The organism is Paraburkholderia acidicola (genome assembly GCF_002362315.1).
Lineage (GTDB): Bacteria > Pseudomonadota > Gammaproteobacteria > Burkholderiales > Burkholderiaceae > Paraburkholderia > Paraburkholderia acidicola.
Window position 1 is genome coordinate 893,666 of sequence record NZ_MTZV01000006.1, and the last position, 25,783, is coordinate 919,448.

Below are 25,783 nucleotides of genomic sequence, written 5' to 3' on the forward strand. Positions count from 1 at the left end.
GTTCGCTTCGCGTCAAGGTCCGCATCCGACAGGGACCACCCGGAGGAAAAATAATGAAGCTTGCAGTCATGACCCGGAACACGAGTCTGTTCAGGTTGATCTGCCGGTGTTTCGAGGCCGATGGTGCGGTATGCAGCCGGTTCGCGGACGACGTGGCGCTCGCGCGTGCCGTCTATCGGGAAGACTTCACTGCGATACTCGTCGATGCCGAAACCGGTGTGAGCCCGTTGCGTCCCGTCCTCGCACGACGGACGTGCTATGCGGACCGCCGCGCACCGCTGATCGTGGTCGGCGCAGTCCACGACCGCGCAAGCATCACGGATACGCTGGATGCAGGCGCCGACGATGTCGTGCTCGCACCGATCGATTCGCGCGAACTCGTGCTGCGTGTACATCTTGCGCTGCGACGTTTTCAAACGGCTCCGGGCACGCCTCACGATGACGACCTCGAATGCGGTGCCTACCGGCTCGACCGCGGCTCGTGCACGGTGCAGATCGAAGGCGATTCGATCCGCCTCACGTCGCGCGAATTCGCGATTGCGTGGCTGCTGTTTTCACGCCCCGGTGAATATGTGAGCCGCCGGCAGATTGCCGGTGCGGTGTGGAGCAGTTCGGAAGATATCGTCGGACGCACGCTCGAACAACACATCTACAAGCTGCGCAAGAAGCTCAATCTGAACGGTGCGCATGGTGTTCATTTGCGTACGATGTACGCGCACGGTTACCGGATTGAACGGGTCGATGTGCCGCTGGCCGAAGCGGTTGCACCGAGTCTGACATACCCGCAGGTGCCGATCGTGACCCCGCTCGATGCAGGCGCAGGCTTGCACGAATCCGCGGTAGCGATCGCGCATGTGCCGCTCGTCGATACAGTTGCCGCCGAACCGCGTCGCCTCGACGCACTTACTCCGCTCACGGCACACGCTGTGCACCGGCAACCATCCGAAGGCGTTGGCCAGGAAGCACTCGCACGACGCGTCGTCGCACAACACGCGGAGATTCATCCGCTGGTTAGCGCCACCGCGTGCGACGTGCGTCCTTAACGCAGCAATGAGTTCGTTCTACGGAGTAAGCTCACTTCGTACCGGTGTACTTTACTTCGGCCGGTCGTCGTAACCGGCCCATGTCAGTTCCCATAATAGAGTTCAGATAGAAGTATTTCTGACCTCCTGGGAGTCTCGACATGACGCGCGCTAACGCTCCATCAATGCGACCGGTTGTACCGGTTACCCAAACGCCCGATGGGGACCTCCGAACCGACACTGGCAGGCAAGGCAGGGGAATGCCTTCTCATAGCGCGCCACGTGGGGCGCTGGCCTTTCTTCCCGCCAATGACCGGATTCAAGGGATCAGACGCCCGGTCGCGACAGCGCCCACAAGATCTCCAATTCTGGAGATGACAACATCCCCGATCCTGGGGATGGCGAGGTCCGCTCAGCGCGTGAAAGTAGCAACGCGTCAAGACATCCTTGATACGGGAAAGTCTATCCACGATATGCCCGACGGCGACGCAAAAGCTGCTCGTCAGGGCCATTTCTACCAGGCCTTAAAGCAGAGCGTTTCCCAGATCGGATCGCAAGCGACGCATCGAACGCCAGACGAAGCATACGCAGACGCGGCGCGCGCATTCAGTCTTCCAGAGGAATCATTGCCCGCCGCGTACAAAGCACAGTTATTGCATTCATTTGTCGATCGGATCAGCGTGTTGAGCGCTCCTGCGCAGGTGCCCGTCTTCGAGTCACTTTGCCATGTCATCCGGGATCTGGAGCCTCGTGAATTGCAGATCGAGCCGTTGAGGGCACTTATCGAACAGATCACGCTGCCCGCAATCTACGGGCAAGCGCAGCAGGCCATCGATCGCGTTGCGGTCATAGCGCGGAACTTGCCGGAAGACTATCACTTCGATATGGCATTCAGGCTGACCAACGCGATCGGATCGACCGACAACCCTGACAAAGAAGCGCTCTGTGCACACGTAAGGGGGGCAATCCCCACCGATACCATGTTCGCGTATTGACCTTCCGCCTCTTTCGCCGGCAGCGCTTGTGAACAGGGCAGGCAACCGGCCGATCATTAGCCAGTCGGAAGGGTCCGTCCGGCCGAAGGTAACAGACCATCACAAATGCGCGTCAACGTCGCGCCTCGATGAAAAGATGCACTCACAGGTTCAGCACTTCGCTGCTACCAGCTCTCACGAGTGCCTTTTGAGTCAGGAGCGACACCATGTTCTCGACAGTCTACTTTGCAGCTTCCTCGGTCCTCGCCTGCGACGGCGTTCCTGCCGCGCTCGCGGCCCGCGTCCTCGATGGCCAGCTCAATGAAGCCGTCCACCTGGCCGCGAGCCTCGCCGACAGCGATCACGCGCACGACGAATACACAGCCCTGCAGATCCACGCCGACCTCGAACTCGCCCTCGGACGCCACGAGGAAGCCGAGGAGACCTATCGCAAGACGCAAAAGGCCGTGCGCCACTCGCGCGACGCCATGCGCGTCGTCTCGGTGCGCAACGCGGGCTGGCAAGCGTGCTTCCGCAACCAGTTTCACGTCGCGCTGACCTGCTTCCGCCGCGTCGCCGAAGAACGCTGCGCGACGGCCGCACAGCAGCTCGACAGCCTCATCGGTGCGACGCTCGTGCTGTTTCATCTGGGTTGTGTGCAGGCCGCCTGCGACCGGCTCGCTGAGCTTGCCCCGCTCGCCGCCGCACATCCGGACACGCGCTGGACCTACCTCGTCGAGATGCTGCGCCGCGACCTGCTTGCCCAGCACGAACTGCACGACGCCGAGCCGCTTGGCGACCACATCTACTGGCGCTCGGTGGTCACCGGTTCGCAAACCGCGCTCGGTGCGCCCGCCGTGCTCGCTGCTGGCCTCTCGATGCCGTTGCTCGACGAGCGCCTCGCTTATCTGGGGCATCTGAAGTCTTTTGCTGCCGGCCATACGCAAGAACGTTCGGCACTGAAGACGTATGCCAGCTGGAGCCGCAAGGCCGGTCTCGCCGACTACCATCGCAGCCTGTGCCTCGAGATGGCGCTCGGCGCGATCGCCGCCCATGCGACCGCAGTGGCTGAAGAACTGCTCGAACAATCCGGCGCCGCCGCGCTGCACGGCAGCCAGAACGCGCGCTGGTACCTCGACTATCTGTATTGCCGCGCCAAGATCATGCAGCAACAGATGCGCACCCAGGAGTTCGCGACCCTCTACGGCCGTTATGCGCTCGCCTCGATCCAGCACGTGCGCGCCGACAGCGTATCGTTGCCCGCCGCCGCACCGGAAGCCGCGCAGTCGCGCAGCACGCCGCGCGCCGATGACGTCAGTGCGCGTCTGCCCGCGAAGTATCGCCGCGCGTATCGCTACCTGATGGATCACCTCGATCAGAAGGACCTGTCGGTTCGTGAAGTCGCGTCGCAGATCGGTGTCACCGAGCGCGCGATGCAAGGCGCCTTCCGCAAGCATCTGGGTCTTTCGCCGAGCGAGTTGATCCGCCGTCAACGCATGGAGCGCATTCGCGACGAACTGCTCGACGACGATGCACCGGTCGCACGCGTACTCGATGTCGCGAAGAAGTGGGGCGTGCAGCATCGTTCGACGCTCATCAACGGCTATCGCAGCGTGTTTAACGAAGCCCCTTCGCAAACCATGGGCCGCTGATCGTTCGCTACCCGTCCTCTTTGCTTCGGGCACGACATCATGCAGATCTCACACCGCATCATTTATTCGCTGGCGGGGCTGGTCTCATTCGGCCTCTGTCCGTTCGCTGTGCAGGCACAGGCTCAAGCGCAGGTGCAAACACAGACCGACTGTTTTACCGCTGCGGCGCAATACCAGCACGTCAGTCCGTTGGTGCTGCGCGCGATCGCGTGGCAGGAATCGCACGCCAACGCGCGTGCGATCCACCACAACGCGAACGGTTCGACCGACTACGGAATGATGCAGATCAACTCGATCCATTTGCCGGCGCTATCGCGCTACGGCATCTCGGTGAACGACCTGATCGTGCCGTGCAAGAACGTCTTTATCGCCGCCTGGTATCTGCACCGTATGACCGCCAAGTACGGCAACACGTGGACCGCGATCGGTGCGTACCACTCGGAAACACCGGCCGAACGCGACCGTTACGCGCATTCGATCGAAATGCTCGTCACGCGTTTCCTGCGGGTCGAGCCGAACGACGATCCGTCGTAGATGCGAGCCCCGGCAACATGACGAAACCCCTTCGCTCCGCAGTCGTTTCGTTCGCATCGGGTGAATCGGACCGTCAGCAGATGCGACACACTAATCCTGTCGGCCTTACTGACAGCACGGGCCGAGGAAGACGCGGCTGAACGGATGGAGCGAGATGTCACGGTCTTTATATGCAACTCCCACACAGGTGACGAAATCGTGAATGACACAGGATGCAGGGACGACGTGGCGGGCGGCCTCACCAAGGTGCTGTGGACCGCGTCGCAACTCGATGATCTATCCGACTTCGAAGATCTGCTCGACGCGATCCGCGTGCTGCGACCGCGCTGGACTGGCGCCGGCACCGTGGTTGCATGGCGCCATCTGCGCCGTCAGTCCTGGATCGACGCGTTGCGCGTGCTCGAAGACGACGATCAGGACGCGAAGCGCACGGCACTGCATGCGGCGCTGATGGCGGTGTGCCTGTTCGGGATGCAGGACCCGCTGTGGCAGAGCTATGCGCGCACGGCGGCGGAGCAGCGCGAACATCGCGAAGCGGCGAGTATCGGTAGCAAGTTGCTGGAGCGGGCTGCGAAGATGAGTGGTGGCGGCATGCATGCGGCGGAATCTGCGGCTGCGGAGCCGGTGGCAGCTGAGCCTGCGACCGCGTCGGCACGGCCGGCGACGTCGGCGGAGTCGATGATGCTCATGCAGGCGAGCTGGATGCGGGCTTGAGGTCGCGATCGATCCGGCGGCATGCTTCGCAAAACAGACTGGGGATTCGCATCTGTGCCGAACCGCTCCGTGTATTGACGTAGAGTTTTTCATATAGAGGCAGTCCGGTACGTTCCGAAGACGTGCCTTACTTTTCCAGGGCGATTTTTCGCCGTCTTTGGGAGATTCACTATGGCTAACCCACTTGCTGTCACAAGTATTGTTCAGACCGGCGTCGACGTAGCCAAGACCGGGCTTGACGTAGCCAAGGATCTCCTTGGAAAAGCCAAGAGTCAAAAACCGTCTCCAGCCGATGCTGCCTCACCTCAGTCGCGTTCCCGCGAGGAAGGCACATTCGGAGGGTTGTCAAACATGATGGTCAAACCGGGCGGTTTGGGCCAAAACCTCAAGATGCGACTGGGGGCGTTGCCGAAGCTGGATACCAGTGCTGCAACACTGGCCCGAGGAGACAGTCCCGGCTCGTCGGCAGGTAGTAAGTCGGAGAGTGTATTCAGTCGCTTTGGCAGTGCGGCATCGAGCGCAATGACCGCGATGAGCCCAGTGGTTGCCGGGGCAGAGGGTCTCGCTGGCACGGTAGCGGGCGCAGCTGGCGCTGTATCCCAACATACCAACTCGACTTCGACGCTAGGTCAAGGAGGCAGATTGGCAGAATCGGTGATGAATAACAACGGCACTGCTGGCATAGCGCAACTGGGTGCGGACAGTGGCATGAGCACGGCCTGGAAAATGGCGAAGATCGAGAACGATCGGCAAACGAATGACATGCTGATAAACCAGTCGAAAGAAGAGACGAAGAGTATTGCCGATGCCGCACGGCCCGCTACATGATGCGCAGACCGCACCGATGAAGTGATAGATAGTGGTCGGTACGAAGCGGGGCCCGACATGCGATGCATCAACGCAACGGGCACCGCCACTCCCCTTTCCTCCATCGTTGCCTGGATTCTCCGTTGGCGTGAGCCCTATCGCATTGACGCGAGAAGTGAAGCCCAAGCTCACGCTGCCGCTCCTTGCCATCGCAAAGCAGTACCCGAACCGGCATGTCACACGCACGTCGTCCCGGTTCGCGGTTACCGACAGAACTTCCGATCACCCCTCCCCAAACACGCAGACAATCGTACGCTTGCAAGTACGTGTACATTGACCACGCGGAAAAGCTGGAATCCTCCGTAATCGTTACTCGACGATTCGACATATCCACGGATACATTCCTTGTCTCGGTGCTATTTTTCCATCAGGACCCACCATGCGTTTCGCTTACGCCGGCTTCGATCGCTATAACACCGTGTTCGACACCTTCGTACAATCGGGCTGGGAGCCGGTGGCAATGTTCACCATGCCCGTCGATAACCAGACCGATTTCAACAACGAGACCACCGCGCGCGCGGAGCTTCACCGCGTGCCCATCAAGCTCTCGCGCATCCGCGAAGACGATCTGTCGATGCTGCGCGCGCTGCGCTGCGACGCGCTCGTTGTAGCAGGCTACAAGTGGAAAATTCCCGACTGGACCCACGACCTCGCACACGCAATCAATTTTCATCCATCGCCGTTACCCGAAGGACGCGGTCCGTACCCGCTGCTACAGGCCCTGCTCGAGCAGCGTCCGCAATGGGGCGTGACCTGTCATCGCATCGCGGCGGAATTCGATACCGGCGACATCCTCGATGCAGAACACTTTCCGATGCCCGCCGACGAATCGCACGAAACGCTGCAACTGAAACTGCGCATGGCCATGCAGCGACTTGCGGCGCGTGTCGCGATCGACTTCCATCGTCTGTGGGACGAACGCCGGCCGCAGGCGCCCGGCAGCTACTGGCCGCGTCTCGACGACGAACGCCGCACGCTCGACTTCAATCAACCGGTCGCCGACGTGATGCGTGTCGTACGCGCGTGCGGACTGTTCGAATGCTTCGCGCCGCTGCGCGACACGAAGGTCTCGGTCAAGCGCGCCGAGGGCTGGACGGAAGCACACCGTTATCAGCCAGGCGAAGTCGTCCACGAGTATCGCCGCTCGATCGTGATCGCGGCACTCGACGGTTTCATCGCGTTGATCGAATGGAGCCCGCTGCCGCTGGCCATTCGCGCGCAGATGGGGCCTTGAGACGTTCCGCTTCGCATCGCTGGACATAATTTCCTGGTCGACGTCGAACACAAGGCGCGCGAATTCTATATTGATCGAACGAGCGGCACATCGGGTGCGTGACCGCACGCTTCTCAACGCCGGCCATACACGGAGAAAGTCATGTCAAGCGCAGCAGTGCAAGGCTACTCGACCAACCCGATGGACTATCTCCACAGCTATAGTTCCGGCTCGTCGGATATCACGGGTGGATCGGACGGGATCTATGGACTGAACGGCAACACCTCCGGCAACGGGTTGAACCAGCAGCAAATTCTGCAGATCATCGAAGAACTGCTGCAGATGCTTCAGCAGGTGCTGCAAAATTCGGACGGAGACGACTCGGGAGGCGGTGCGCCGCCGGTCGGCAGTGGGTCGTCATCGGGCGGCAACAGCAACCCTTTCCCTCAGGACTACAGTTCTGCTCCGCCAGTGGGTAGCGGAGGCAATGCACCTCCGTTGGCTAGCAGCCAACCGCCCGCAACGAACGGCGCGCCTCCGGTAACTACCAACGCGCCGCCGGTAAACAACGGTGGCGGCAACAACGGCGCCCCTCCTGCTGGCAACAGCACGCAAACAACGAACAACCCACCGCCGCCGGCCAGCAACGGCTCAAGCTCGAACTCCGGTCCAACGATGTTCGGCCTCAGCACGGCTCCGCAGACCACGGCCCTCTCGCAGTCGCAGGGCCAACAGGTCGCGAATCAGTACGTCAACAACCTGATGAGCGACTTCGGTCTGACGAAGCCACAGGCGCAAGGCATCGTCGCCAACCTGTGGCTCGAAAGCGGCGGGATGAATTCCGGCATCAACCAGGGTGGTCAGATCGGTGCGCCAACCGGCAACAACGCCGACGACAACGCCAACGGTTACGGCATCGCGCAATGGGGCGGCCCGCGCAAGCAAGGTCTGGAAGCGTATGCGAAGCAGAACGGTCTCGACCCATCGAGTGAAGCAGCGAACTATGGCTACCTGAAGCAGGAGCTGCAAACAACGCAATCGGGTGCGATCTCGGCGGTCAAGGGCACCAGCACTGCGCAAGACGCAACTGCGGCGTTCATGAACACGTTCGAAAAACCCAGCGATCCCCATTTCCAGTCGCGTCTGGACGATCTGGCGCTGATCCAGGCTTGATCCGACCACCCGTACCGGATGCTGATCCGGCGCAACCCGATGCCCGCCGAACACAACAATATGACCGCACCTGAGCGCCCGGATCACGAAGCACAATGCGACCTGCTCTGTCACCTCGTCGTCAGGCAGCTCGTCGAGCATGCCGCGAGCCACACGTGGTTACGCACGGTACACGTCGCCGAATCGATCCGGCTCTGGCACGGTGCGCATCGCACCCACACGACGCGCCTCGACCAGGTGCGGCTGGCACGCATGGCCGCGACCCTCGCAGCAGTGTTCGAAAAACAGCAGACCTACCGGAACGCGGTATTACTCGCGGAACTGTCGTTCGATATCTGGCGCCTGAATTTCCGCTCGCCTCTGCTGCATACGATCCGTGCAGCCTGCGCGAAGCGTCTCACTCACACCGCGGCGGCCACACGATCCACCGTGGAAGACGGTCTCGAAGCGCATGCACTCACGCTGACCGTGCTGGTTATCCGCAAGGCACAAGGCAAGAAGAATCCGCACGAGGTGTCGGTGCGTTCGCCCGAATGGCATGCCATCAATCAGGATTTTCTGCGTGATGTGCTGCTCGCGCAGCGCAGTCCGCTTGATACCGGTGCGGATGGTGCTGCGTAGAGCAACATCGTCCGGAAGGTAACAGAGCGTCACAAACACATACGGGTGTCACACGCGGATTAAAAGATGCACTTACAGGTTCAGCACTTCGCTGCTACCGGCTAGCACGAGCATCTCTTCACTACGATCTGCGCCATGTCATCGACTGTTCGTTTCTCTCGCCGCACTGCATCCGACGATGCGATCGAACTGCGTGACATGCGCCCACCGGTCGCGCAACCTGACGGTGTTGCCGCGAACAGCGAAAGTACCCCTACACCGCCGGTCGAAGCGAAACAGAACACGCTGATCGATGGTCTCAAGTCAGCCGGGGAATTCATGCGACCGGCGCCCGGCAAGCTCAAGGCACTACGCGCGAACTTTCGGGGACGCCCGATGACGGTGGGCAGCCGGATACTGGGAGCCGGCAAAAGCCGTTCAAACGACACGCCGAACTCCGTGTTACTGGCAACACCGTCTTTGGAGCCGGGCATCGGTCCCGTTCCCGATGCCGATGTGTTGACGCAAGCACACGATCTCGCCCAGCGAGTCGACGCGATACTCGATACGACCCTGCTGGAATTGCCTGAAACGAACAAGCGGCCACAGCGATCGCTCGGGATGCGCACCCTCGCTGCAATTCCAGGTCTTGGGCGCTCCATCAAGCCCAAAAACGCGCGTGAGCTGATGGCCAGCGATCCCGCGTACAAGACGACATCCGGGGACGCAAAGCAAAGCAAAGGCGATCAAAGTAACGACGCAGCGCAGACACGGGCCCGCCAGGTCCACATGCTCGAGCAACTCAACGCGCACCACGCCGCCTACGAGCAGTCGATCGAAAACCTGCGAGATGCGCAGAGCAGGCTGGAAAACGCCAGACAACAGGCATCCGGACCGGCAACCTCGAGCGCGACAGCGGACCTCGTGAAAACGGGCGAACAATCGCTCATGGAAGCACGCGACAAGCTCGCGCGTGCCGCGGCAGACCTTCGGGCAAGTTCATCCGTCGCCTCGTTGCTCGAGATCGGCGCACAGGTTCTCTCGATGGATCTCGTCAATCAGAAGGTCAAGTTCGTCGACACACAGATCACCCATTTACGCAGCGAGTTAGGTAACCACGATGAACATGTCACGAGGATCGTCGGCGAACTGACGAGACTCAAAACACAGATCGTCAGCAAGCGTGAATCGAGTCTGCAAGACCTTGCCAATGCGCAAAAACTGCATGACGAAACGGTTACGCTCGTGGAAGAACTGGAGCAACTGGAGAATCAACTCAGTGAAGTTCAGGCCGGGCTACGGCTCACGCCCGAATCGACAGCGCAGGCCGCGCGAGCCACGCAGGAACGAATCGTTCGAGGCACATTGAAAGACTCTACAGGTCGAGTCCTCAAAGCTCGACAGGAAGAAGCCCATGACGCGCAGCGGGCACTGACCGAGTTCGTCCCTTACCTGGACGAAGAAATCGGCCGCATGAGCCCATTGCAAAGCCGACTCGACGCGGCCAGCCGCAGACTCGATAGACCCGCGGAAGCTGTCGGCGACAAGCAGAGAACCACCCAGGCGCAACTGGATGAGAGTCGGCACCTCGAGAGCCAGCTAAATTTACTCGGCACGACCGCTATCGCATCGACCGCACCAGGATTCGATTCCATCGAGCTTGCTGGCGCTGACGGTCAAGCTTTCGTCGCCCGACTTCGGAAACTCGCCGACGACCTGCCGCCCGACGATACCGAGGCCGAGCGAGCGTTGCCTCGTGCCGCGGCGATGGAAATGATTTCCCGCGGGCTCGCCGTCACGACGAACGGCAATCTGCAGGATGCCGGCCAACTCCTCGATGATTTGACCGCGCATCCGCTCAATCACTGGATCGAACCTCCGGATACCGACAACCCCTCAATCGGGTACACCGCCCCGAGCGTCCAGATGGAACGCCTGCTGGAGCTCATGACACACATCCCTCGCGGCACCGAGGTACTCGATCTCGTAGCGACCGCGCCTTCGACCGATCGACTCGAGCGAGCGCAGATGGATGCCGTGCAAGCTTACTGGATGGCCCATCGAGCTCAAAAGGACGAGTCCGACGACGTCAAGGCGTGGTTGGGCAAAGCGATGCATGTCGCAGCGCACGTGGTACGCAATCGCAAAGAGGAACCGGTGTTCGATCTGGCTGGGCTTCCGCTCAGGGAGAAAGCAGCGTTCAACGCGGTCCGCAACGGCTTCCTGTCGAACGCAAAGGGATCGGATTACGATCTCAACAACCGGAATCTGCTGAATACAACCGACTCGTTCCAGTATCTCGAGGACACGCGTCCCGCTCACCTGCGCTGGTTGCCGAACACGGCGCATCCTGCGGACCAGGCTTCGCCATTCAATCGGAAAGCGCTGAGATTTGGCCAGAAGCAAATGGAAGCGCAGGGCATGCAGACGACCAAAACAGTGGCCGAAGCCAGTGTCATAAGCGCGTTCGAACAACTCGGCAAAGACGCCCGAGGCCGTTTTCGCGAACTGTCGGCACAACGCAACGGCGCTCCGGCACGTGCCGCTCAACCTTCCGGCGCTCATGCAGAACCTGGAGCAGAACGTGAAGCGGACCGCCTGCTCAGCGCCACAATCATCGCGTTGAGCGACTACGTAGGCAATGAGAAGCGCAGCCCGACAATAGTGAGTCGCCTCGCTACGCCGATCAGCCCGCCGAGTTTCAGGCACACGAAACGCATCTACGATGCCCACCTCGGCGCAGACGAAAAAACCCGGATACGCCGGGCCGTTCACGCGCTGCTGGTTCCGCCCAGGCCGACATCCGGCCCGCGCAAATTGACCAAACCGAATCCGTACCACGTCGCCACCTTGCCACCGGCGCTCGAACAGCTCTTCGAGAATGAGCGTGTGTCGGTCATCGATGTGCTGAAAACGCTGGAACAAACGCTAGGATCGAGTCCCGCTGCGACCCAGGCGGCGATGGCCTCGTCTATCGCGGCACTCCAGGAGGACTTTGCCGCAAGCCCCGACAGCAGCCCCAAAATAGACAAAGAAGTTCGCCTCGCGAAAATGCGTGTCGGTTCCAGAGATGACTTCAGGGAGTACATCTGGCCGATGATCAAAAAAATGAAGTTGCGCGACCAGATCACGTTCACGAGCGGTGGTGTTCTCGGTGGCGGTATTCCGCTGTTGCCAGCGGTGCCCAAGTTTCCGATGAGCGCGACGTTCGGTGTGCATGCGAAACGCACGGAGTCCTACATCCAGATCAAGAACCCGACGTTCGCGGCGGAAATCCAGGTCGGCACGATCGATTCGACCTTGCGCGATGCAAAAGTCACCCTGGGACACAGGATGGAGGTGGGCATCGCCACCCTGACCGCGCCGTCCGGCAGCGTCAAATTCGAAATGGCTCGCCCGACCACCCAATCCACGACCTTCCGGATCCTGCGCGGCAAAGACGAGCGTGGCGTGCGCAAGGAGCAGGAGGCGATCGACGACACCATCAAGCTGCTGGATGTCATGCTGGATTGGGACAAGCAGATGGCGGACGACGACGCTCCGTTCTCCGACCCGCTGGAGGCGATCTTCGCGCTGTGTCCCGATACGCTCATCGCGTCAGGAGAGCGAAAAGCGCAGACGAATCAGCTCTCGCTGGAAGCCGGTGCGATTGCGCGTGTGCGCACGCCGGGGGATTTCTTTTCGGCGGGCGTGACGGTAACGCCGCTTTCTTTAAAGGCCGAGCGAACCACCGAGAAAGGAACCGAACAAACCGGCTATCCGCATCAAACGGTCTATGACGCGAGTAGCCAGGCCCGGCAACGCGCCAATATGTCGGCGAGTATGGGCTTCATGGCCACGCCGTTCAAGGAACCCATCGGCACGATCGGCGCAGACGGCAAGGGAACCGGCCAGGCCCATATCAACCTCACCAGTAACCTCATCGAAGTGTCGCGGGAACTTGCATCGAACTTTGAGAAGAATGGCGCGACACGATTTCCGATCGGGGACCAGACAGGCGGCGCCGTGGATCGCAGCTACGGAACCCCCAAAGACCTGCTGGTCGAGATCGAGGAGAATCCCGAAGACTGGCTGCGCCGTTGTCTGGATGTCCTCCCGCGCGAGAAGACCGAGGACGTCGATACGCCTGAACGTCGCGACGTCGCCGCCGGCATTCTCGCGCAATTCAAAATAGATCTGGAGGCAGCGGGCTCGAATTCGAGCTTCCAGTTCAACATCAAATACGAAATGAACCCGCGGATGAGCGGCCTGATCGACGGACTACGCGGCGTCGAGGCGCTGGCGCTGCAACAAGGCGACGAGACGACCGCAGCCGAGGCTCGCGGTGCGATGAACCAGATCCTGTCGTACCGCGCGTGCTGGTCCGCGAAGAACATGGCGATACGCAGCAAGGGCAAGACCTCCGAAGACATGGGTATCGACTTCTTTTTACGGTGGCAGAAAACCGCTTCGGCCGAGAGCAGCCGTGCCCGCTCGGTGTTTCCTGTCTAAAGCCTGCCTGTTGCTTGCCGGTCATCCCGCCGCGCCGAACCCACCCTTCACTCCACATCGCCCCCAAACGGCTCGATCTCCGGCGCAGCCAGCAACGCAAGCGCCGTCTTCGTCGCGAGCGCATTGTCCGACTGATACGCCGCCGCATACGCATACGTGCGCCACGTCGGGTCCTTCAGCGCAAACAGACACACCGCCATCAACGCAGTACCGAGCGACGACAGCGCACCGCTGCGCTCGGTGCGGCGCAACTCAACCAGTGCGTCCGACCACGCCCGCGCACGCACATGCCACCACGCCAGCGCGACACGATCCTCGTCCATCTCCGGTTGCATCACACCGATTGCATCGAGCAGATCTTCCAGCACCCGCAGATCTCCTGGCAGATCGAGTTGCGCCCCTGCCCACAACACGCCAAGCATGCCTTCAACGATATCGCCTGTGTCGCGTGGACCACGGTTCAAGCCGCGGTTCTGCTTATTGGTCACCCTTTTCATCGTTACCCCGTGAGTTGCACAAAATCGCTCCCTGCGTCGTACGGTTTGCTCAATTGCCATGTGCGATCGCGCGCGATTCCGCCGCGATGTTGTTGAGCGACAGCTGGCCGCGCACCTCATCGATGAAGACGCTCGCCAGCAGCGCCAGCATCAGCACCGTCAGCGCGCCCTTGACCGGCTGCCCCAGCGAACTCAGGTTCAGCTTCGACGACACCTTGCCGGTAAAGCCGAAACCGATATCGATCAACAACAGCAACAGCATCAGCGGAGTTGCCAGCTTGGCAACCGTTTCCATCAGGGAATCGGTTTTGTGCATCACGAAGGCTTCGATGATTCGACCGCCCACCGGCGCGAGATTCTCGAGTGGCCACCATTGATACGATTCGTACACTGCGCCGAGCAGCGACATCATGCCGCCCAGCACCCAGAACGCCGCGATCGCGAACTGGCTGAGCAGCGTCGAGGTCAGCGAGGTCTGCTGTCCCGAACTCGGGTTGGACATCTGGATGTTGTTGAAGCCGGTCAGATCGTCGACATAGGTCCCGACGCTCTCCGCGGCCCAGAACACCGTCGACGCCGCAAAGCCGAGGCCCACGCCGATCAGCGCTTCCTTCAGGCCGACACCGACCAGAAACAACCCGCTCTGCTGCTCGAGCGCGCCGTGTTGACCATACGCGACGAAGCTACCCCACAGCAGAGATAATGCGGTGCGAAGACGACCCTGCACGACGCTGTCGCTGGTGGGCGGGAAGATGATCATCAGCACGATCAGACGCTCGCTGCACAGCGCCAGCGTCATCATGTAGCGGACAAACTGGTGACTGGTTTCGATCGCGTCGTAGCTGAGGCTGCTCATGGTGGTGTCTTGAGTAAGGTGAGGACGTGGGTCCTGTCAGAACGGTCGCGGTCCTGGTCGCCGGCTCTCGGAGGCTTCCTCGTCCTGGGCGTCCTCGATGGCGGTGTTGATGGCCTGGCACAACTTGTCGCGCCGTTCGCCGTAGATATCGATGCGCGCGCGGTTCTGCACGATCTTCGCGCGGCTCTGGTCGATTTCCGCCTGCTTGCTTTCGACCTGCGCGACGGCACGCGCCGTTTCGCTCTGCAGCTGCGCATGACGATCGCCCATCGCAACCTGGTGTTCACGCAAACGCAGATACGCATCAGGGCTAAACGACTGGCCCATCATCTCGTCGAGCTTGCGGTCCTGTTCGGCCACCACCTCGGCCTGTTGATCGGCTGCATTGCGACACTCGGCAACCGCACCTTCGAGCGCCTGACGCTCGCCGCGCAACGCGAGCAACGCGTCGTTCAGCTTGCGGTCGAGCGTCTTGCGGCGCGACAGCACGCGTTCGAGCGAGACAACCCGGCGATCCTTCATGATGCGTCGCGCCTCCTCACGCCTGGACGATCTGATGCAGGAAATCGACTGTGACGGCCGGATCGACGAGTTCGTCGGTCTCCTGGGCGAGGAACGCGCGAATCACCTCGATCTTGCGAATCGCTTCGTCGGCGAGCGGATCGCTGCCGCTCTGGTATTCGCCGACCTGCAGCAGCAGTTCGACTTCCTTGTGCCGCGCCATCAGGCGACGGATATGACCGGCCGCGGCGACGTGATCGCGCGGCACGACCTGGGTCATCACGCGCGACAGGCTGCCCAGCACGTCGATGGCTGGATAGCGGTTTTGCGCGGCGATTTCGCGCGACAGGATCATGTGGCCGTCGAGAATCCCGCGTACTTCCTCCGCGATCGGATCGCCACCCGATTCGTCTTCGGCCAGCACCGTGTAGAGCGCGGTAATCGAGCCGCGTACGCCAAGACCCGCGCGTTCGAGCAGACGCGGCAGCTCGGCGAAGATCGACGGCGGGAACCCGCGGCGTGTCGGCGGCTCGCCCATCGCCAGACCGATCTCGCGCTGGGCGCGGGCAAAACGTGTGAGCGAGTCCATCATCAGCAGTACGCGCAGGCCGCGATCGCGGAAGTATTCGGCCACCGCGGTCGCCGCGTAAGCGGCTTTCGCGCGCTCGATCGAGGAACGATCGGAAGTCGCACACACCACCACCGAGCGCGCCATCCCTTCCGGGCCGAGAATGTGTTCGACGAATTCGCGGACTTCGCGGCCGCGTTCGCCGATCAGTGCGATCACGTTGATGTCGCACTGCGCGCCGCGCGCGAACATACCCATCAACGTGCTCTTGCCTGCACCGGCTGGCGCGAAGATGCCCATCCGTTGACCTTCGGCAAGCGTCATCATGCCGTCCACTGCGCGCACGCCGGTTGGCATCGGCCGGTCGATCACCGGGCGGCTCATCGGCGATGGCGGGTCCGCGAACACCGGCTGGAATTCGTGGCAATCGAGTTCGCCTTTACCATCGATAGGCTGACCGAGACTGTCGATCACCCGCCCCAGCAACCCATCGCCGATGCGGATCGCAAGCGGCCGCTTCAGTCCGACCACACGCGTTTCGCGCGAGATGCTGCCAAGGCGGCCGAACGGCGACAGCAACGCGATATCGCGCGAGAAGCCGACTACTTCGGCGCTTTGCAGCAACTGTCCTTGCGGCGAACGCAACTCGCACAGTTCACCAAGCGTCGCATCGAGCCCACTGACTTTCAGCAACGTACCGATCACTTCCTGGACCTTGCCGGCCGCCGTGGGACGCACCCGCGCGCGCAGTTCGCGTTCGATTGCATTGGCCATGAAATCGAAGCGGTCATCGCTGGCGAGCCCCGTGTCCGGTTGATCGTCGGTGGCGAAAGTCTTCATGTGGAAGTGTCCCTGGGCAAGCGTGGCAGTACGGCGTTAAGCGACATCGCGTTCTGCGGTTTCGAATTCGGCGCCGATGTCGGCGGTGGGGGCGTGCGTATGCTCGACATCGGCGACGGCGTCGGCAAAGAGGTTTTGTTCTTCGGCGTCTTCGGGATTTCCGGCTTCGTTCGGGTCTGCTGCGCGCGGTTCGGTGTCGTTCGCCATCTGGGTGTACTCATCTTCACCGGCACCTTGCGCTGCGACGAAGTCCTGCTCATCGACGTCGCCTTCGTACTGCTGTGCCGGTTCGGTTTCGTCTTCGTCCGGTGGCAAGCCGTCGATCGCACGCGACAGCGCGTCGCGAATCGCCGCCAGTTGCTGCGGCAGGCTCGCATCGACCGCACCGAGATCGGTCTCGCAGATGCAGTAGCCGCGCTCCAGTTGCGCGTCGGCACTCACCTGCAGATTCACGACGCGCCCGACCTCGCGCCAATCGCGCGCCACCGCGCTGAACGCAGCCGTCGCTGCCGCGAGATCGTGCGGATGGACGCGCACCTTGACCGGGCTGCCGTCGGCCACGATGCATTCGACCGTCGACGCAGCCTGTCTGAACAGCGCAATCGGATCGGCGGTCGCGACGATCTGCTCGACCGCGAGCGCCACCAGTTGCGCGAGCCGGTCGCGCTGCCGCTGTCCGATCGAAGGCATCTCGGCCAGCATGCGCAGGCTGCGTTCGTGCCAGTCGGCGAGACCCTGCTCCCAGCCCGCTTCGTAGCCCTGTCTGGCCGAGGCCTCATAGGTCGCCTGCGCCTGCGCAAGCAGTTCGTCCGCTTGTGCCTGCGCTGCGTCGAGAATGGCCTGAGCCTGCGCGCGCGTTTCCTCGAATAGCGCGGCACAGCGCCGGTTCAGATCTTCATACGCGTCGTCGATCTCGACCAACGCGCCAAAATGTTCGGCGCGGACCACGTCGTCGGTGATACCGACACCGTGGCCCATGCCATCCCTCAGCGCATCCGGGTTGCGTAACCAGATCACCATGATCGTGTCGGGAAAAAGTCGGCCAGTTGAGAAACCAGCGTGAGGCTGGCTTTACTCACTTTCGCATGACCTGGCGTGTCCGGTAGACGCGCGGGCGCAGTCTCGTCCGGCAATGCGAACTGCAGCAGCATCATGGGATGGTCGGCGCTCCAGCGACAGTCGCGCTCGAACAGACGAAAGCCCTGCAGCGCAAGCGAATCTGCGGAGGGTTCGCCGCGCAGTGGTTGGCCCGCCGTCAGGCCGCCGCGTTGGGCGAGCAGCATGCGCGTCAGATGCGGACCGAGCCATTCGTCGAGCAGCACTCGGCGCGGCCGGTCGATCCACAGGCGTAGTTCGTAGACGTGCTCGACCAGCACGCGCATGCGGAATATTTTCAGGCAGTCCTCGAGCGGCAGGCGCATCAGCGCGACGCTCGCTTCGCCGAATGCGAGCAGCGGCGCTGGAGCAAAGCCGACGCTGTCGAGAAACGCTTCAGCCAGTTGCGCGCCGCGGCGGGCGTCGAGCCCGGGTAGGCACGCCGCATACGCAAACGAGGCGACGCGGGCTGGATGCATCCATTCGAACAGTGTGCGACGGCGCTCGTGGTATTCGGCCAGGTTCGCCGCGATCGCGCGCGAAAGCTTCACCGCTGGATCGACGGGGGTTTCCGGCGGTGCAGCGTCGGATGCGTTGGACGCGTCCGCTACGTCCGAGGCTTGCGGCGCATCGAGCGCATCCGGCGCATCCAGCGTGAACTGCTCCGCCGCATCGATTGCCGCGCTGAAGTCGTCGGCAAATACGCTGTCGTCGATAGTCTGAGCATCGCTCATCTCACTCCCGGTACCCGCTCAGAGGTCGAATCTCAGGCCGCCGCTCAGGCCGCTGTTTTGGATGCCTTCGGCGCACGCGCGCCACGTTTCGCCAGCACGCCCGACAGCTGGCCCTGCATCAGGCCGGCGAACCGGTCGCGCCAGCGCAGGAACGCGCCCGCGAGACCAATCAGCACGACACCGAACGCGAGCGCCACGTAACCGAGCGTGCCGCCCCCGCTCTGCACATACGCCGTCGGCACCGTAAGCGGATCGGCAGGGACCGAGATCACGCTGACCTGGTCGTAGGTCAACCCTTCGATGCTATGCACGACGAGATTCTTGATCGCGGGTGTCAGTGTTTCGACGTTCGCATCCGAGCGGTATTTGATGAACACCGAGGCCGACGACGGACGGGCCGATTCCGCGAGCGGATCGTTGTTCGGCAGCACGATCTGCACACGCGCTTCGACCACGCCATCGATCTTCGTCAACGTGTCGTCGAGTTCCTGCGACAGGCCGTAGATGAAACGCACGCGCTCTTCGGTCGGCGTGGAGACAAGGCCGTCTTTCTTGAAGAGGCCGCCCAGGTCGTCGAATTTCTTCGACGGGATGCCGCGCGCACGCAGAATTTCCATCGCGCGCACGAGCTGCTTTTCTTCGACGCTGACCGACCACGTCTTGCCACCGTCGGGTGTGCTCTTCTCGGCATCGACGCCGTACTGGACCAGCGCAGCGACGATTTCATTACAGTCGCGCTCGTTCAACTGGCCGTACAGCTCCTTGTGGCAGGCGCTCAGCACGAAGACGAGGGCCGCGCAGGACAACAGTTTGCATCCGCGGGTGACAGTGCGTGAGAGAGGGGTCATGTTATTGGTTCTTCATCAGAGTCTGAACGGCGTCTTTCGACGACGAAACAGCGGCCATCTTCACCTGCAGATCGGCATTGAGGCTGGCAATTTCGAGCTGGACCGTCATGTTCGCGGCGGCCATGCGTTCCATCGACAGCGAACTCATGTGCTGCGTCAGATACATCACGTCGTTCGGCGCCTGCTGGTAGTAGGTCGCCTGCTCCGCGACCGCCTTCGCCACGATGTTGTGGTCCGGATGCTCGGGCACACTCTGCACCGGCGGAGCCGGCACGCCCTCGTTCATCAACGCCTGAAACCGGTCCGCCTGTTGCGGCGAAACCGTAGCATCGACGCCGGTGCTCGACGATGTCGATGCGATCTGCTGCTGAAACTGCGCAATCATCGCCATGTCCACGTCGGTTCTCCTGCGGAGGTCGGTGCGCCCGGATGGCGCTCCTGCCAGATGCGGTGCTAGAACTAGATACGGATGTACTGCATCGACATCAGCATGTCGTCGGCTGTCAGCGTGCGGACCGCGCTCGGCTGTGACTCCTGCGCGGCCTTCTCCTGTTCGAGTTCGCGCGTCGATTCGGGCGCTACGAACTGCCCCGTGCGCCGCGCTGCGGCATAGGCATGCTGCAGATCGTCGTTCGCGATCAGCGTCTTCGCGAGGCGCGTCACGTCGTCGTTGCTGCACTCTTCGATCACCTTGCGCGCTTCGTCCTGCCAGCCGAACGTATGGGTCGCCTTCATGCATTGAAGCAACATGCCGCGGCTAGCCGGCATACATACCGAGCACTCGATCAGGCGGCGATACACCGACTCCGCTTCGGCCCACTCCTTGCGGAGCATGTACAGCCAGCCGTCGAAGAACTCGAACTCGACACACGTGGGCCGCAGCACATGCAGGGCCTCGACCAGTTGCTCGATGTCATCCACGTCGACTTTCGTCATCAGCCCATCGCACCCGGCAAACGCCGCACCGACCAGATCGGCGAGGCCGCCTAGCACCGCCGGCGCACATGTCGCGTGTTCCCTCTGATCACTCATTCCTTTTCCCCAAGAAAATCAAAGATTGCGGAAAGCCCCTCTTCTGCCCGACATATTTCTGCCGACCATGATCGAGACATTACGTGGCGACAGCTTCGCGCCAGGCGTCGGGCACGAAGTCGCACACCGATATGCGAAGCAATCCGCAAACAGACCTGCCGGGCGTCGTTACAGGATATTTCCGCGCGCTTTCCCGTCTGGTCCCTGGTATCTGCCCCGTTGCGGTGAATCGCTTCGTACGCGCCGCCCGCACTTCGCATCGGGCGGCCGTTGCGAAGAGCCGAACAGATAACGTATGTCTACGGCGGCGCCTCACCCGGTTGCCGCTCCCAGCCAGCCAGTCACCACGGTGCGTAGAGAACGATGGCCGACGATAAAACCGAAGAACCCACCGAGCAGAAGCTGCGCAAGGCGCGCGAAAAAGGCGAAGTCGCGAAGAGCACCGACGTCGTCGAAGTCGCAGCGCTCGGCAGCATGCTGCTCGTGCTGCAGGCGGGTCAGCACTACATGGTCGACTCATTCCGCGCGGTGATCAAAACCGCGCTCGATTTCATGAGCGGGCCCCGCTCGCTCGATGCGCTCTACGTCGCGTTCGCCGACATGGCGGGCCACACGCTCGGCATGGTGTGCGGCGTCGCCGCGATCGGCCTGTTCGCGGCCGTCCTCGCGTTGATGCCGCAAACCGGCCTGCAGTTTTCGTTCGAAGCGATGAGCCCGAAGTTCGACGCGGTCAATCCGGCCGCCGGGCTGCAGAAGATCTTTTCGGCGAACTCGATGCTCGATCTGGCGAAGATGACCGTCAAGGGCCTCCTGATCCTCGCCGTGATGAAGACGACCATCGTCTCGGTCATGCCAGTCGTCGCGAGCGCGCTGGACCAGCCGCTCGCGCAGTTGATTCACACGTTGTGGTCGGTCGTGATGAAGGTGTTCGCCACGGCGCTCGGCGTGTTCGTCGTCATCGCCGCGGTGGATTACAAACTGCAGACCATGATGTTCATCAAGAAACACAAGATGAGCAAGGACGAGGTCAAGCGCGAATTCAAGGACAGCGAGGGCAACCAGGAGGTCAAGGGCGAACGCAAGAAGCTCGCACGCGAACTCGTGAACGAAGGCCCGACAAGCGGCCTCAAGCGGGCTAACGTCGTGGTCGTCAATCCCGTTCACTACGCGGTCGCGCTGCGCTACGACCCAAGCGAATTTCCGCTGCCGGTGGTGATTGCCAAAGGGCTCGACGTGGACGCGCTGCTGCTGCGCCGTCGCGCCGCCGACATGGGCATCCCGATCGTCGCCAACCCGCCGGTCGCGCGCCAGTTGTACAAAATCCCGGAAAACCAGCCGATTCCTGAGGAGTTGTTCGAAGTCGTCGCAGCGATTCTTCGCTGGGTCAGTGGTATCGGCACCAAAGTCGCGCTCACGGAGTAGTCCACATGTTCAAGAACTTCAAGATTCCCGGGTTTGGCGAGGCCGGCATCGCGCTTCTGCTGGTCGCGATCATCTCGTTGATGATCCTGCCGCTGCCGACCATCGTGATCGACGTCCTGCTGTCGATCAACATCACGATCAGCGTGACGCTGCTGATGGTGACCATGTACGTGGGCAGCATCACCTCGCTGTCGTCGTTCCCGTCGATGCTGCTGTTCACGACGCTGTTCCGGCTCTCGCTGAACATCGCGTCGACCAAGTCGATCCTGCTACACGCGGATGCCGGCGACATCATCGAAAGCTTCGGCGAACTGGTGGTGGGCGGCAACCTCGTGGTCGGGCTCGTGGTGTTCATGATCATCGCGGTGGTGCAGTTCATCGTGATCGCGAAAGGCTCCGAGCGGGTCGCGGAAGTCGGCGCGCGCTTCACGCTCGACGCGATGCCGGGCAAGCAGATGAGTATCGACGCCGACCTGCGCGCCAACCTGCTGACCGCCGATGAAGCGCGCAAGAAACGCGCGATGCTCGCGATGGAAAGCCAGTTGCACGGCGGTATGGACGGTGCGATGAAGTTCGTCAAAGGCGATGCGATCGCCGGCCTGATGATCACGATGATCAACATCGTCGCCGGCATCGCGGTCGGCGTCGCGTACCACGGCATGACGGCGGGCGATGCAGCCAACCGCTTCTCGGTGCTGTCGATCGGCGACGCGATGGTGTCGCAGATTCCGTCACTGCTGATCTCGGTGGCGGCCGGCGTGATGATCACGCGGGTCGGTGACGACTCGCACGGCGAGGAGCGCTCGCTCGGCGAAGACATCACCCGCCAGTTCGGCGGCAGCTCGCGCGCGCTCTACTTCGCTGCCTTGATGCTGCTCGGCTTTGCCGCGGTGCCGGGCTTTCCGGCGCCGCTGTTCCTGCTGCTGTCGTTCCTGCTCGCTTTCGTCGGCTACCGTCTGCAAAAGAAATCGGGCCGCTCGAACGGCAGTACAGGCAAGCCGGTCGTTTCGCTGCAACGCGCCGGTGCGAAAGGCGAAGCCCCGTCGATCCTCTCACGAGCACCGCAGTTCACCTGCCCGATCGGCGTGCGCATGTCGAAGGATCTGAGCGCCCGCCTGTCCGGCGACGCGCTCGACAAGGCCTTCGACACCCAGCGTGCGAAGTTGCAGGCCGAAGTCGGTCTTCCCTTCCCCGGCATCATGATGTGGGCCGACGAAACCCTGCCTGACGATACCTATGAAGTGGTGATCTTCGACGTGCCGCATGCGCGCGCGAATCTCAGCGCCGCCGTGGTGGAACTGCCCGCGCCGGATGCAACGGTCGCGGCCATGGTCACGGAAGAGGATGGCGCAGTCGTGCCTGCCGAAACAGCCACAGCCGTCGACAACACGCCGCGCAAAGCCGAAATCGTCATCGCGCAACACACCATCGCGCTGTTGCGCGGCAGCGCGCATCTGTTCCTCGGCATCCAGGAAACGCAATGGATGCTCGATCAGCTCGAAACCGACTACCCAGGTCTCGTCGCCGAAGTGCAAAAGGCGCTGCCGCTGCAGAAGATGGCCGACGTCCTGCGCCGCTTGCTCGAAGAACAGGTACCGATCCGCAATATCCGCAGCATCACGGAAAGCCTGATTACGTGGGGTCCGAAAGAGAAAGACATGTTGATGCTCACCGAGTACATCCGTGTCGACCTCGGCAAGATGATCGCCTACCGCGCAACCGGTGGCCCGCGCGATCTGCCAGCGGTGCTCGTCGACGTACAGGTCGAGCAGCATATCCGCCAGTCGATCAAGCAGACGCCGACCGGCAACTTCCTCGCTCTGCCGCCCGATGAGATCGGCCATCTCGTCGACAACCTCGTCGAGCTGGTCGGCGAGTCGCCACGCGGGCCTCTGGCGCTGATTGCATCGATGGATATTCGCCGCTACGTGAAACGGATGATCGAAGCGCGTCTTGGCTGGTTGCCGGTGTATTCGTACCAGGAACTGGGCGCGCATATCGACCTGCAGCCGATCGGCCGGCTGATGAACTAGGCCCGGAGGATAGACCGTGCACACTTCAGGAACGCATCGCGCGCATGTTATTGCGGGGCCGGCGCCGGAACATGAGCCGTCACACACTGTCACGCCGCAGATGCGGCGTATGGCTTCGCTCTTCAACACGTATCGCGACGCCGCGCTGCAAAGCGGCGAGTTGACGGATGATGTTCAGCAGCGGGAGCACAAACCTGCGCAGACGCACGACGCCGAATCCGCGCCGGATAGCACATTCGGCGCGTACAGCGAATCCGATCCGCCGAACCCGCCCCTCACCCTCGCCGAGGGGGAACAGAAGCAGCACGGCGGAAGCCAGCAGGACACCGACGGCGGCGATGGTCACGGCAAAGGCGACAACGACAGCGGCAATCGTGCACAGCCCGTCGTACATGCCACAAAGCCTGCAAGCGCAGGATCAACCGCGGCGCTCGCGTCCGCGTTGTTCCGCGCGTCGAACGCGTCATGCGTGGCGGCCGCATCGACTGCCGTTGCCTCCGCAACGAACAGCCCCGCATCGCCAGCTCCGCACTTCACGCCGACGGCCGCCCTCCCCACGCCCGGCACAATTCCCGCTGCTCCGCTGCAAGCGGTCCACGCCCGTGTCGAAGCGACCACCGGCACGCACGCCGTCGGCGCGCTGACCAACGCACAACAGGCGAATCCACTGGTCGACTCGATCGTCTCGAGCGTCGCGGATTTCTGCGCCAGCCCGGCCGTGCATTCGTGCAATCCCTGGCATATCACGTTACCGCTCGACCCCGATGTGCTGCCCGACTGCCAGTTGAGCCTGATGCTTTCGCATTTCGACCTGACGCTTCGCTTCACCACCGCAGACCCGGCCTCCCAGCAATTAGTCTTGCAACATGCAGATGCGTTACGGGAGCGGCTTGAAGCGCTACCGGGTCTTCATGAAGAGAACCGCCGAAAGATCGACATCATCGTTGCCTAAACACCGCGCCAAAAACACAACAACACCATGGTCCATACCGATTCGCGACTAGCCGATACCGCTGCCTCTGATGCCGTCCCGCCGACGGGCAGCCGGACACCTGTCGCGCTCGACTTCGGGTTGTTGCCAGCGGTCATGCGCAGCACCGCGCGCCAGCAACGGCTCGCCGTCGACGAACGGTTCGGCGCGATGCTGTTCCATACGCTCGGCATCACGGACTGGAGCGCGGGCAACCGCAATCCAGTCGATCCCGCGCGTACGGCAACGTTGCGTCTGCGCTGGGGCGCACGTAACGCTACGGTGTTGATCGATCTGACGCAACCTGCCGGTCTCGCGAGCGTGCTGCGCGCCGATGCACCGGAGCAAGACGATGCGCAGGAAGACGCGAATCTGCGCGCGACCGTTTCCGCGATCCTACTCGAACCGCTGTTGAAGGGTTTCGCCCAACTCGGCATGCAAGGCGTCGAAGTGATTTCGCTCGAGCGGAACATCGAGCCGGTAGAGCGCCCTGTCGAATGTTGCGCGATCTCGTTCAGCATCGGCGATGTGCGCTACGACGCCGTACTCGATCACATCGACGACGGCTGGCTCGACGCTTTCGAGCGGCGGCTTGCCGATCACTGCATACCACTCGCGACGCACATCAGCGAAATCGAAGTGCGCGGCCGGCTGCTGCTCGGCGAGAAGTCCATCAGCCTCACGACGCTCGACTCGCTGCAACCCGGCGACATCATCCTGCGCGCGCTGCCCGATGCAGTGCGCGCGTTTTTCATGAAAGAAACTGCTTCGGTAAGGTTGCCGATTGTCTGGGGCCATCACGGCACCCGGCAGCTGCATGCGATGGCCGACGTAGCCGACAACGTACTTACCCTGACCGGAAACCCCACCATGAGCCACGACACGCGCTTTAACACGCCCTTGACCGATTCCAGCGATACGCTCGTCGAGATCGACCATCTCGACCTGCCGTTGAAGCTTGAAATCGATACCGTGTCGCTGCCGGTCGCCCAGCTCTCCGCGCTGCGGGCCGGCTACGTGCTCGAACTGCCGACCGCCCTGCACGACACCCGCATCCGCCTCGTGACCTACGGCCAGACGATCGGCTTCGGCGAACTCGTCACCGTCGGCGATCACCTCGGCGTACGCGTCGTCCAGCTGTCATAGA

23 protein-coding genes are annotated in these 25,783 nt (G+C 62.2%); 14 read left to right on the forward strand and 9 right to left on the reverse strand.

The genetic code is table 11. From position 1 onward, the window contains the following. Positions 1-53: 53 nt before the first annotated feature. The 10 genes from BWP39_RS22780 (at position 54) to BWP39_RS22825 (ending at position 13,240) form a co-directional block, all read left to right on the forward strand. Positions 54-1,043, forward strand: coding sequence for a response regulator transcription factor (locus BWP39_RS22780; RefSeq protein ID WP_096724324.1), 990 nt, complete (start codon positions 54-56; stop codon positions 1,041-1,043). 398 nt (positions 1,044-1,441) lie between these two features. Further along, positions 1,442-2,017, forward strand: a complete 576-nt coding sequence (locus tag BWP39_RS22785; RefSeq protein ID WP_133116915.1) for a hypothetical protein — start codon at positions 1,442-1,444, stop codon at positions 2,015-2,017. 206 nt (positions 2,018-2,223) lie between these two features. Beyond that, positions 2,224-3,648: a helix-turn-helix transcriptional regulator gene (locus BWP39_RS22790; protein ID WP_096724328.1), complete on the forward strand. Its 1,425-nt coding sequence runs from the start codon at positions 2,224-2,226 to the stop codon at positions 3,646-3,648. 39 nt (positions 3,649-3,687) lie between these two features. After that, positions 3,688-4,182 carry a lytic transglycosylase domain-containing protein gene (locus tag BWP39_RS22795; protein ID WP_096724330.1) on the forward strand — a complete coding sequence of 165 codons (495 nt, stop codon included), beginning with the start codon at positions 3,688-3,690 and terminating at the stop codon, positions 4,180-4,182. A gap of 198 nt (positions 4,183-4,380) precedes the next feature. Further along, on the forward strand, positions 4,381-4,896 hold the full coding sequence (locus BWP39_RS22800; RefSeq protein WP_096724332.1) for an HrpB1 family type III secretion system apparatus protein: 516 nt from the start codon (positions 4,381-4,383) through the stop codon (positions 4,894-4,896). Positions 4,897-5,067: 171 nt separating this feature from the next. Continuing rightward, the gene (locus tag BWP39_RS22805) at positions 5,068-5,724 is read left to right on the forward strand and encodes a hypothetical protein (protein ID WP_096724334.1); all 657 of its coding nucleotides are present in this window, start codon (positions 5,068-5,070) and stop codon (positions 5,722-5,724) included. 418 nt (positions 5,725-6,142) lie between these two features. Beyond that, the gene (locus tag BWP39_RS22810) at positions 6,143-6,997 is read left to right on the forward strand and encodes a methionyl-tRNA formyltransferase (protein WP_096724336.1); all 855 of its coding nucleotides are present in this window, start codon (positions 6,143-6,145) and stop codon (positions 6,995-6,997) included. 141 nt (positions 6,998-7,138) lie between these two features. Next, positions 7,139-8,149 (forward strand): phage tail tip lysozyme, encoded by a 1,011-nt coding sequence (locus BWP39_RS22815; RefSeq protein ID WP_207557050.1) that lies wholly within the window; start codon positions 7,139-7,141, stop codon positions 8,147-8,149. 39 nt (positions 8,150-8,188) lie between these two features. Then, positions 8,189-8,770, forward strand: coding sequence for a hypothetical protein (locus BWP39_RS32155; RefSeq protein ID WP_207557051.1), 582 nt, complete (start codon positions 8,189-8,191; stop codon positions 8,768-8,770). Positions 8,771-8,905: 135 nt separating this feature from the next. Next, positions 8,906-13,240: a coiled-coil domain-containing protein gene (locus BWP39_RS22825; RefSeq protein WP_096724338.1), complete on the forward strand. Its 4,335-nt coding sequence runs from the start codon at positions 8,906-8,908 to the stop codon at positions 13,238-13,240. Between the two features lie 47 nt (positions 13,241-13,287). Here BWP39_RS22825 and BWP39_RS22830 read toward each other — a convergent pair whose 3' ends face one another. From BWP39_RS22830 to BWP39_RS22870, 9 genes are all read right to left on the reverse strand, one after another. Further along, on the reverse strand, positions 13,288-13,728 hold the full coding sequence (locus tag BWP39_RS22830; protein WP_207557052.1) for an HrpB1 family type III secretion system apparatus protein: 441 nt from the start codon (positions 13,726-13,728) through the stop codon (positions 13,288-13,290). A 58-nt stretch (positions 13,729-13,786) separates the two neighbouring features. Further along, positions 13,787-14,593, reverse strand: coding sequence for a type III secretion system export apparatus subunit SctT (gene sctT / locus BWP39_RS22835; RefSeq protein WP_096724342.1), 807 nt, complete (start codon positions 14,591-14,593; stop codon positions 13,787-13,789). A gap of 36 nt (positions 14,594-14,629) precedes the next feature. Continuing rightward, positions 14,630-15,115, reverse strand: a complete 486-nt coding sequence (locus BWP39_RS22840; protein WP_096724344.1) for a type III secretion system protein — start codon at positions 15,113-15,115, stop codon at positions 14,630-14,632. Positions 15,116-15,131: 16 nt separating this feature from the next. Next, on the reverse strand, positions 15,132-16,502 hold the full coding sequence (gene sctN, locus BWP39_RS22845) for a type III secretion system ATPase SctN (RefSeq protein WP_096724346.1): 1,371 nt from the start codon (positions 16,500-16,502) through the stop codon (positions 15,132-15,134). 36 nt (positions 16,503-16,538) lie between these two features. Further along, entirely contained in the window at positions 16,539-17,522 is a 984-nt protein-coding gene (gene sctL, locus BWP39_RS22850; protein WP_096724348.1) for a type III secretion system stator protein SctL, read from the reverse strand. Then, positions 17,516-18,331: a type III secretion protein HrpB4 gene (locus BWP39_RS22855; RefSeq protein WP_096724351.1), complete on the reverse strand. Its 816-nt coding sequence runs from the start codon at positions 18,329-18,331 to the stop codon at positions 17,516-17,518. Before BWP39_RS22855 ends, sctL begins: the two co-directional genes overlap by 7 nt. Positions 18,332-18,375: 44 nt before the next feature. Next, positions 18,376-19,179: a type III secretion system inner membrane ring lipoprotein SctJ gene (gene sctJ / locus BWP39_RS22860; protein ID WP_096724353.1), complete on the reverse strand. Its 804-nt coding sequence runs from the start codon at positions 19,177-19,179 to the stop codon at positions 18,376-18,378. Position 19,180: 1 nt separating this feature from the next. Further along, positions 19,181-19,570, reverse strand: coding sequence for a serine kinase (locus tag BWP39_RS31555; protein WP_133116994.1), 390 nt, complete (start codon positions 19,568-19,570; stop codon positions 19,181-19,183). A gap of 68 nt (positions 19,571-19,638) precedes the next feature. Continuing rightward, positions 19,639-20,211, reverse strand: coding sequence for an HrpB1 family type III secretion system apparatus protein (locus BWP39_RS22870; protein ID WP_096724355.1), 573 nt, complete (start codon positions 20,209-20,211; stop codon positions 19,639-19,641). Between the two features lie 363 nt (positions 20,212-20,574). Between BWP39_RS22870 and sctU the strand changes: the two genes are divergently transcribed. From sctU to sctQ, 4 genes are all read left to right on the forward strand, one after another. After that, positions 20,575-21,633, forward strand: coding sequence for a type III secretion system export apparatus subunit SctU (gene sctU / locus BWP39_RS22875; protein WP_096724357.1), 1,059 nt, complete (start codon positions 20,575-20,577; stop codon positions 21,631-21,633). Positions 21,634-21,638: 5 nt separating this feature from the next. Then, positions 21,639-23,666: a type III secretion system export apparatus subunit SctV gene (sctV, locus tag BWP39_RS22880; protein WP_096724359.1), complete on the forward strand. Its 2,028-nt coding sequence runs from the start codon at positions 21,639-21,641 to the stop codon at positions 23,664-23,666. A 109-nt stretch (positions 23,667-23,775) separates the two neighbouring features. Beyond that, the gene (gene sctP / locus BWP39_RS22885) at positions 23,776-24,618 is read left to right on the forward strand and encodes a type III secretion system protein SctP (protein WP_157915168.1); all 843 of its coding nucleotides are present in this window, start codon (positions 23,776-23,778) and stop codon (positions 24,616-24,618) included. A 27-nt stretch (positions 24,619-24,645) separates the two neighbouring features. Next, a complete protein-coding gene (sctQ, locus tag BWP39_RS22890) occupies positions 24,646-25,782 on the forward strand; it encodes a type III secretion system cytoplasmic ring protein SctQ (protein WP_207557054.1) in 1,137 nt (378 codons plus the stop codon). The last annotated feature ends 1 nt before the right edge of the window (position 25,783 follow it).

Excerpts from the sequence above, each read along its gene's own strand:
- BWP39_RS22780 (WP_096724324.1), top strand. The coding sequence starts at position 54 with ATGAAGCTTGCAGTCATGACCCGGAACACGAGTCTGTTCAGGTTGATC.
- BWP39_RS22790 (WP_096724328.1), top strand. The coding sequence starts at position 2,224 with ATGTTCTCGACAGTCTACTTTGCAGCTTCCTCGGTCCTCGCCTGCGAC.
- BWP39_RS22795 (WP_096724330.1), top strand. The coding sequence starts at position 3,688 with ATGCAGATCTCACACCGCATCATTTATTCGCTGGCGGGGCTGGTCTCA.
- BWP39_RS22805 (WP_096724334.1), top strand. The coding sequence starts at position 5,068 with ATGGCTAACCCACTTGCTGTCACAAGTATTGTTCAGACCGGCGTCGAC.
- BWP39_RS22810 (WP_096724336.1), top strand. The coding sequence starts at position 6,143 with ATGCGTTTCGCTTACGCCGGCTTCGATCGCTATAACACCGTGTTCGAC.
- BWP39_RS22815 (WP_207557050.1), top strand. The coding sequence starts at position 7,139 with ATGTCAAGCGCAGCAGTGCAAGGCTACTCGACCAACCCGATGGACTAT.
- BWP39_RS32155 (WP_207557051.1), top strand. The coding sequence starts at position 8,189 with ATGCCCGCCGAACACAACAATATGACCGCACCTGAGCGCCCGGATCAC.
- BWP39_RS22825 (WP_096724338.1), top strand. The coding sequence starts at position 8,906 with ATGTCATCGACTGTTCGTTTCTCTCGCCGCACTGCATCCGACGATGCG.
- sctT (WP_096724342.1), bottom strand. The coding sequence starts at position 14,593 with ATGAGCAGCCTCAGCTACGACGCGATCGAAACCAGTCACCAGTTTGTC.
- BWP39_RS22840 (WP_096724344.1), bottom strand. The coding sequence starts at position 15,115 with ATGAAGGATCGCCGGGTTGTCTCGCTCGAACGCGTGCTGTCGCGCCGC.
- sctN (WP_096724346.1), bottom strand. The coding sequence starts at position 16,502 with ATGAAGACTTTCGCCACCGACGATCAACCGGACACGGGGCTCGCCAGC.
- sctL (WP_096724348.1), bottom strand. The coding sequence starts at position 17,522 with ATGGTGATCTGGTTACGCAACCCGGATGCGCTGAGGGATGGCATGGGC.
- BWP39_RS22855 (WP_096724351.1), bottom strand. The coding sequence starts at position 18,331 with ATGAGCGATGCTCAGACTATCGACGACAGCGTATTTGCCGACGACTTC.
- sctJ (WP_096724353.1), bottom strand. The coding sequence starts at position 19,179 with ATGACCCCTCTCTCACGCACTGTCACCCGCGGATGCAAACTGTTGTCC.
- BWP39_RS31555 (WP_133116994.1), bottom strand. The coding sequence starts at position 19,570 with ATGGCGATGATTGCGCAGTTTCAGCAGCAGATCGCATCGACATCGTCG.
- BWP39_RS22870 (WP_096724355.1), bottom strand. The coding sequence starts at position 20,211 with ATGAGTGATCAGAGGGAACACGCGACATGTGCGCCGGCGGTGCTAGGC.
- sctU (WP_096724357.1), top strand. The coding sequence starts at position 20,575 with ATGGCCGACGATAAAACCGAAGAACCCACCGAGCAGAAGCTGCGCAAG.
- sctV (WP_096724359.1), top strand. The coding sequence starts at position 21,639 with ATGTTCAAGAACTTCAAGATTCCCGGGTTTGGCGAGGCCGGCATCGCG.
- sctP (WP_157915168.1), top strand. The coding sequence starts at position 23,776 with ATGGCTTCGCTCTTCAACACGTATCGCGACGCCGCGCTGCAAAGCGGC.
- sctQ (WP_207557054.1), top strand. The coding sequence starts at position 24,646 with ATGGTCCATACCGATTCGCGACTAGCCGATACCGCTGCCTCTGATGCC.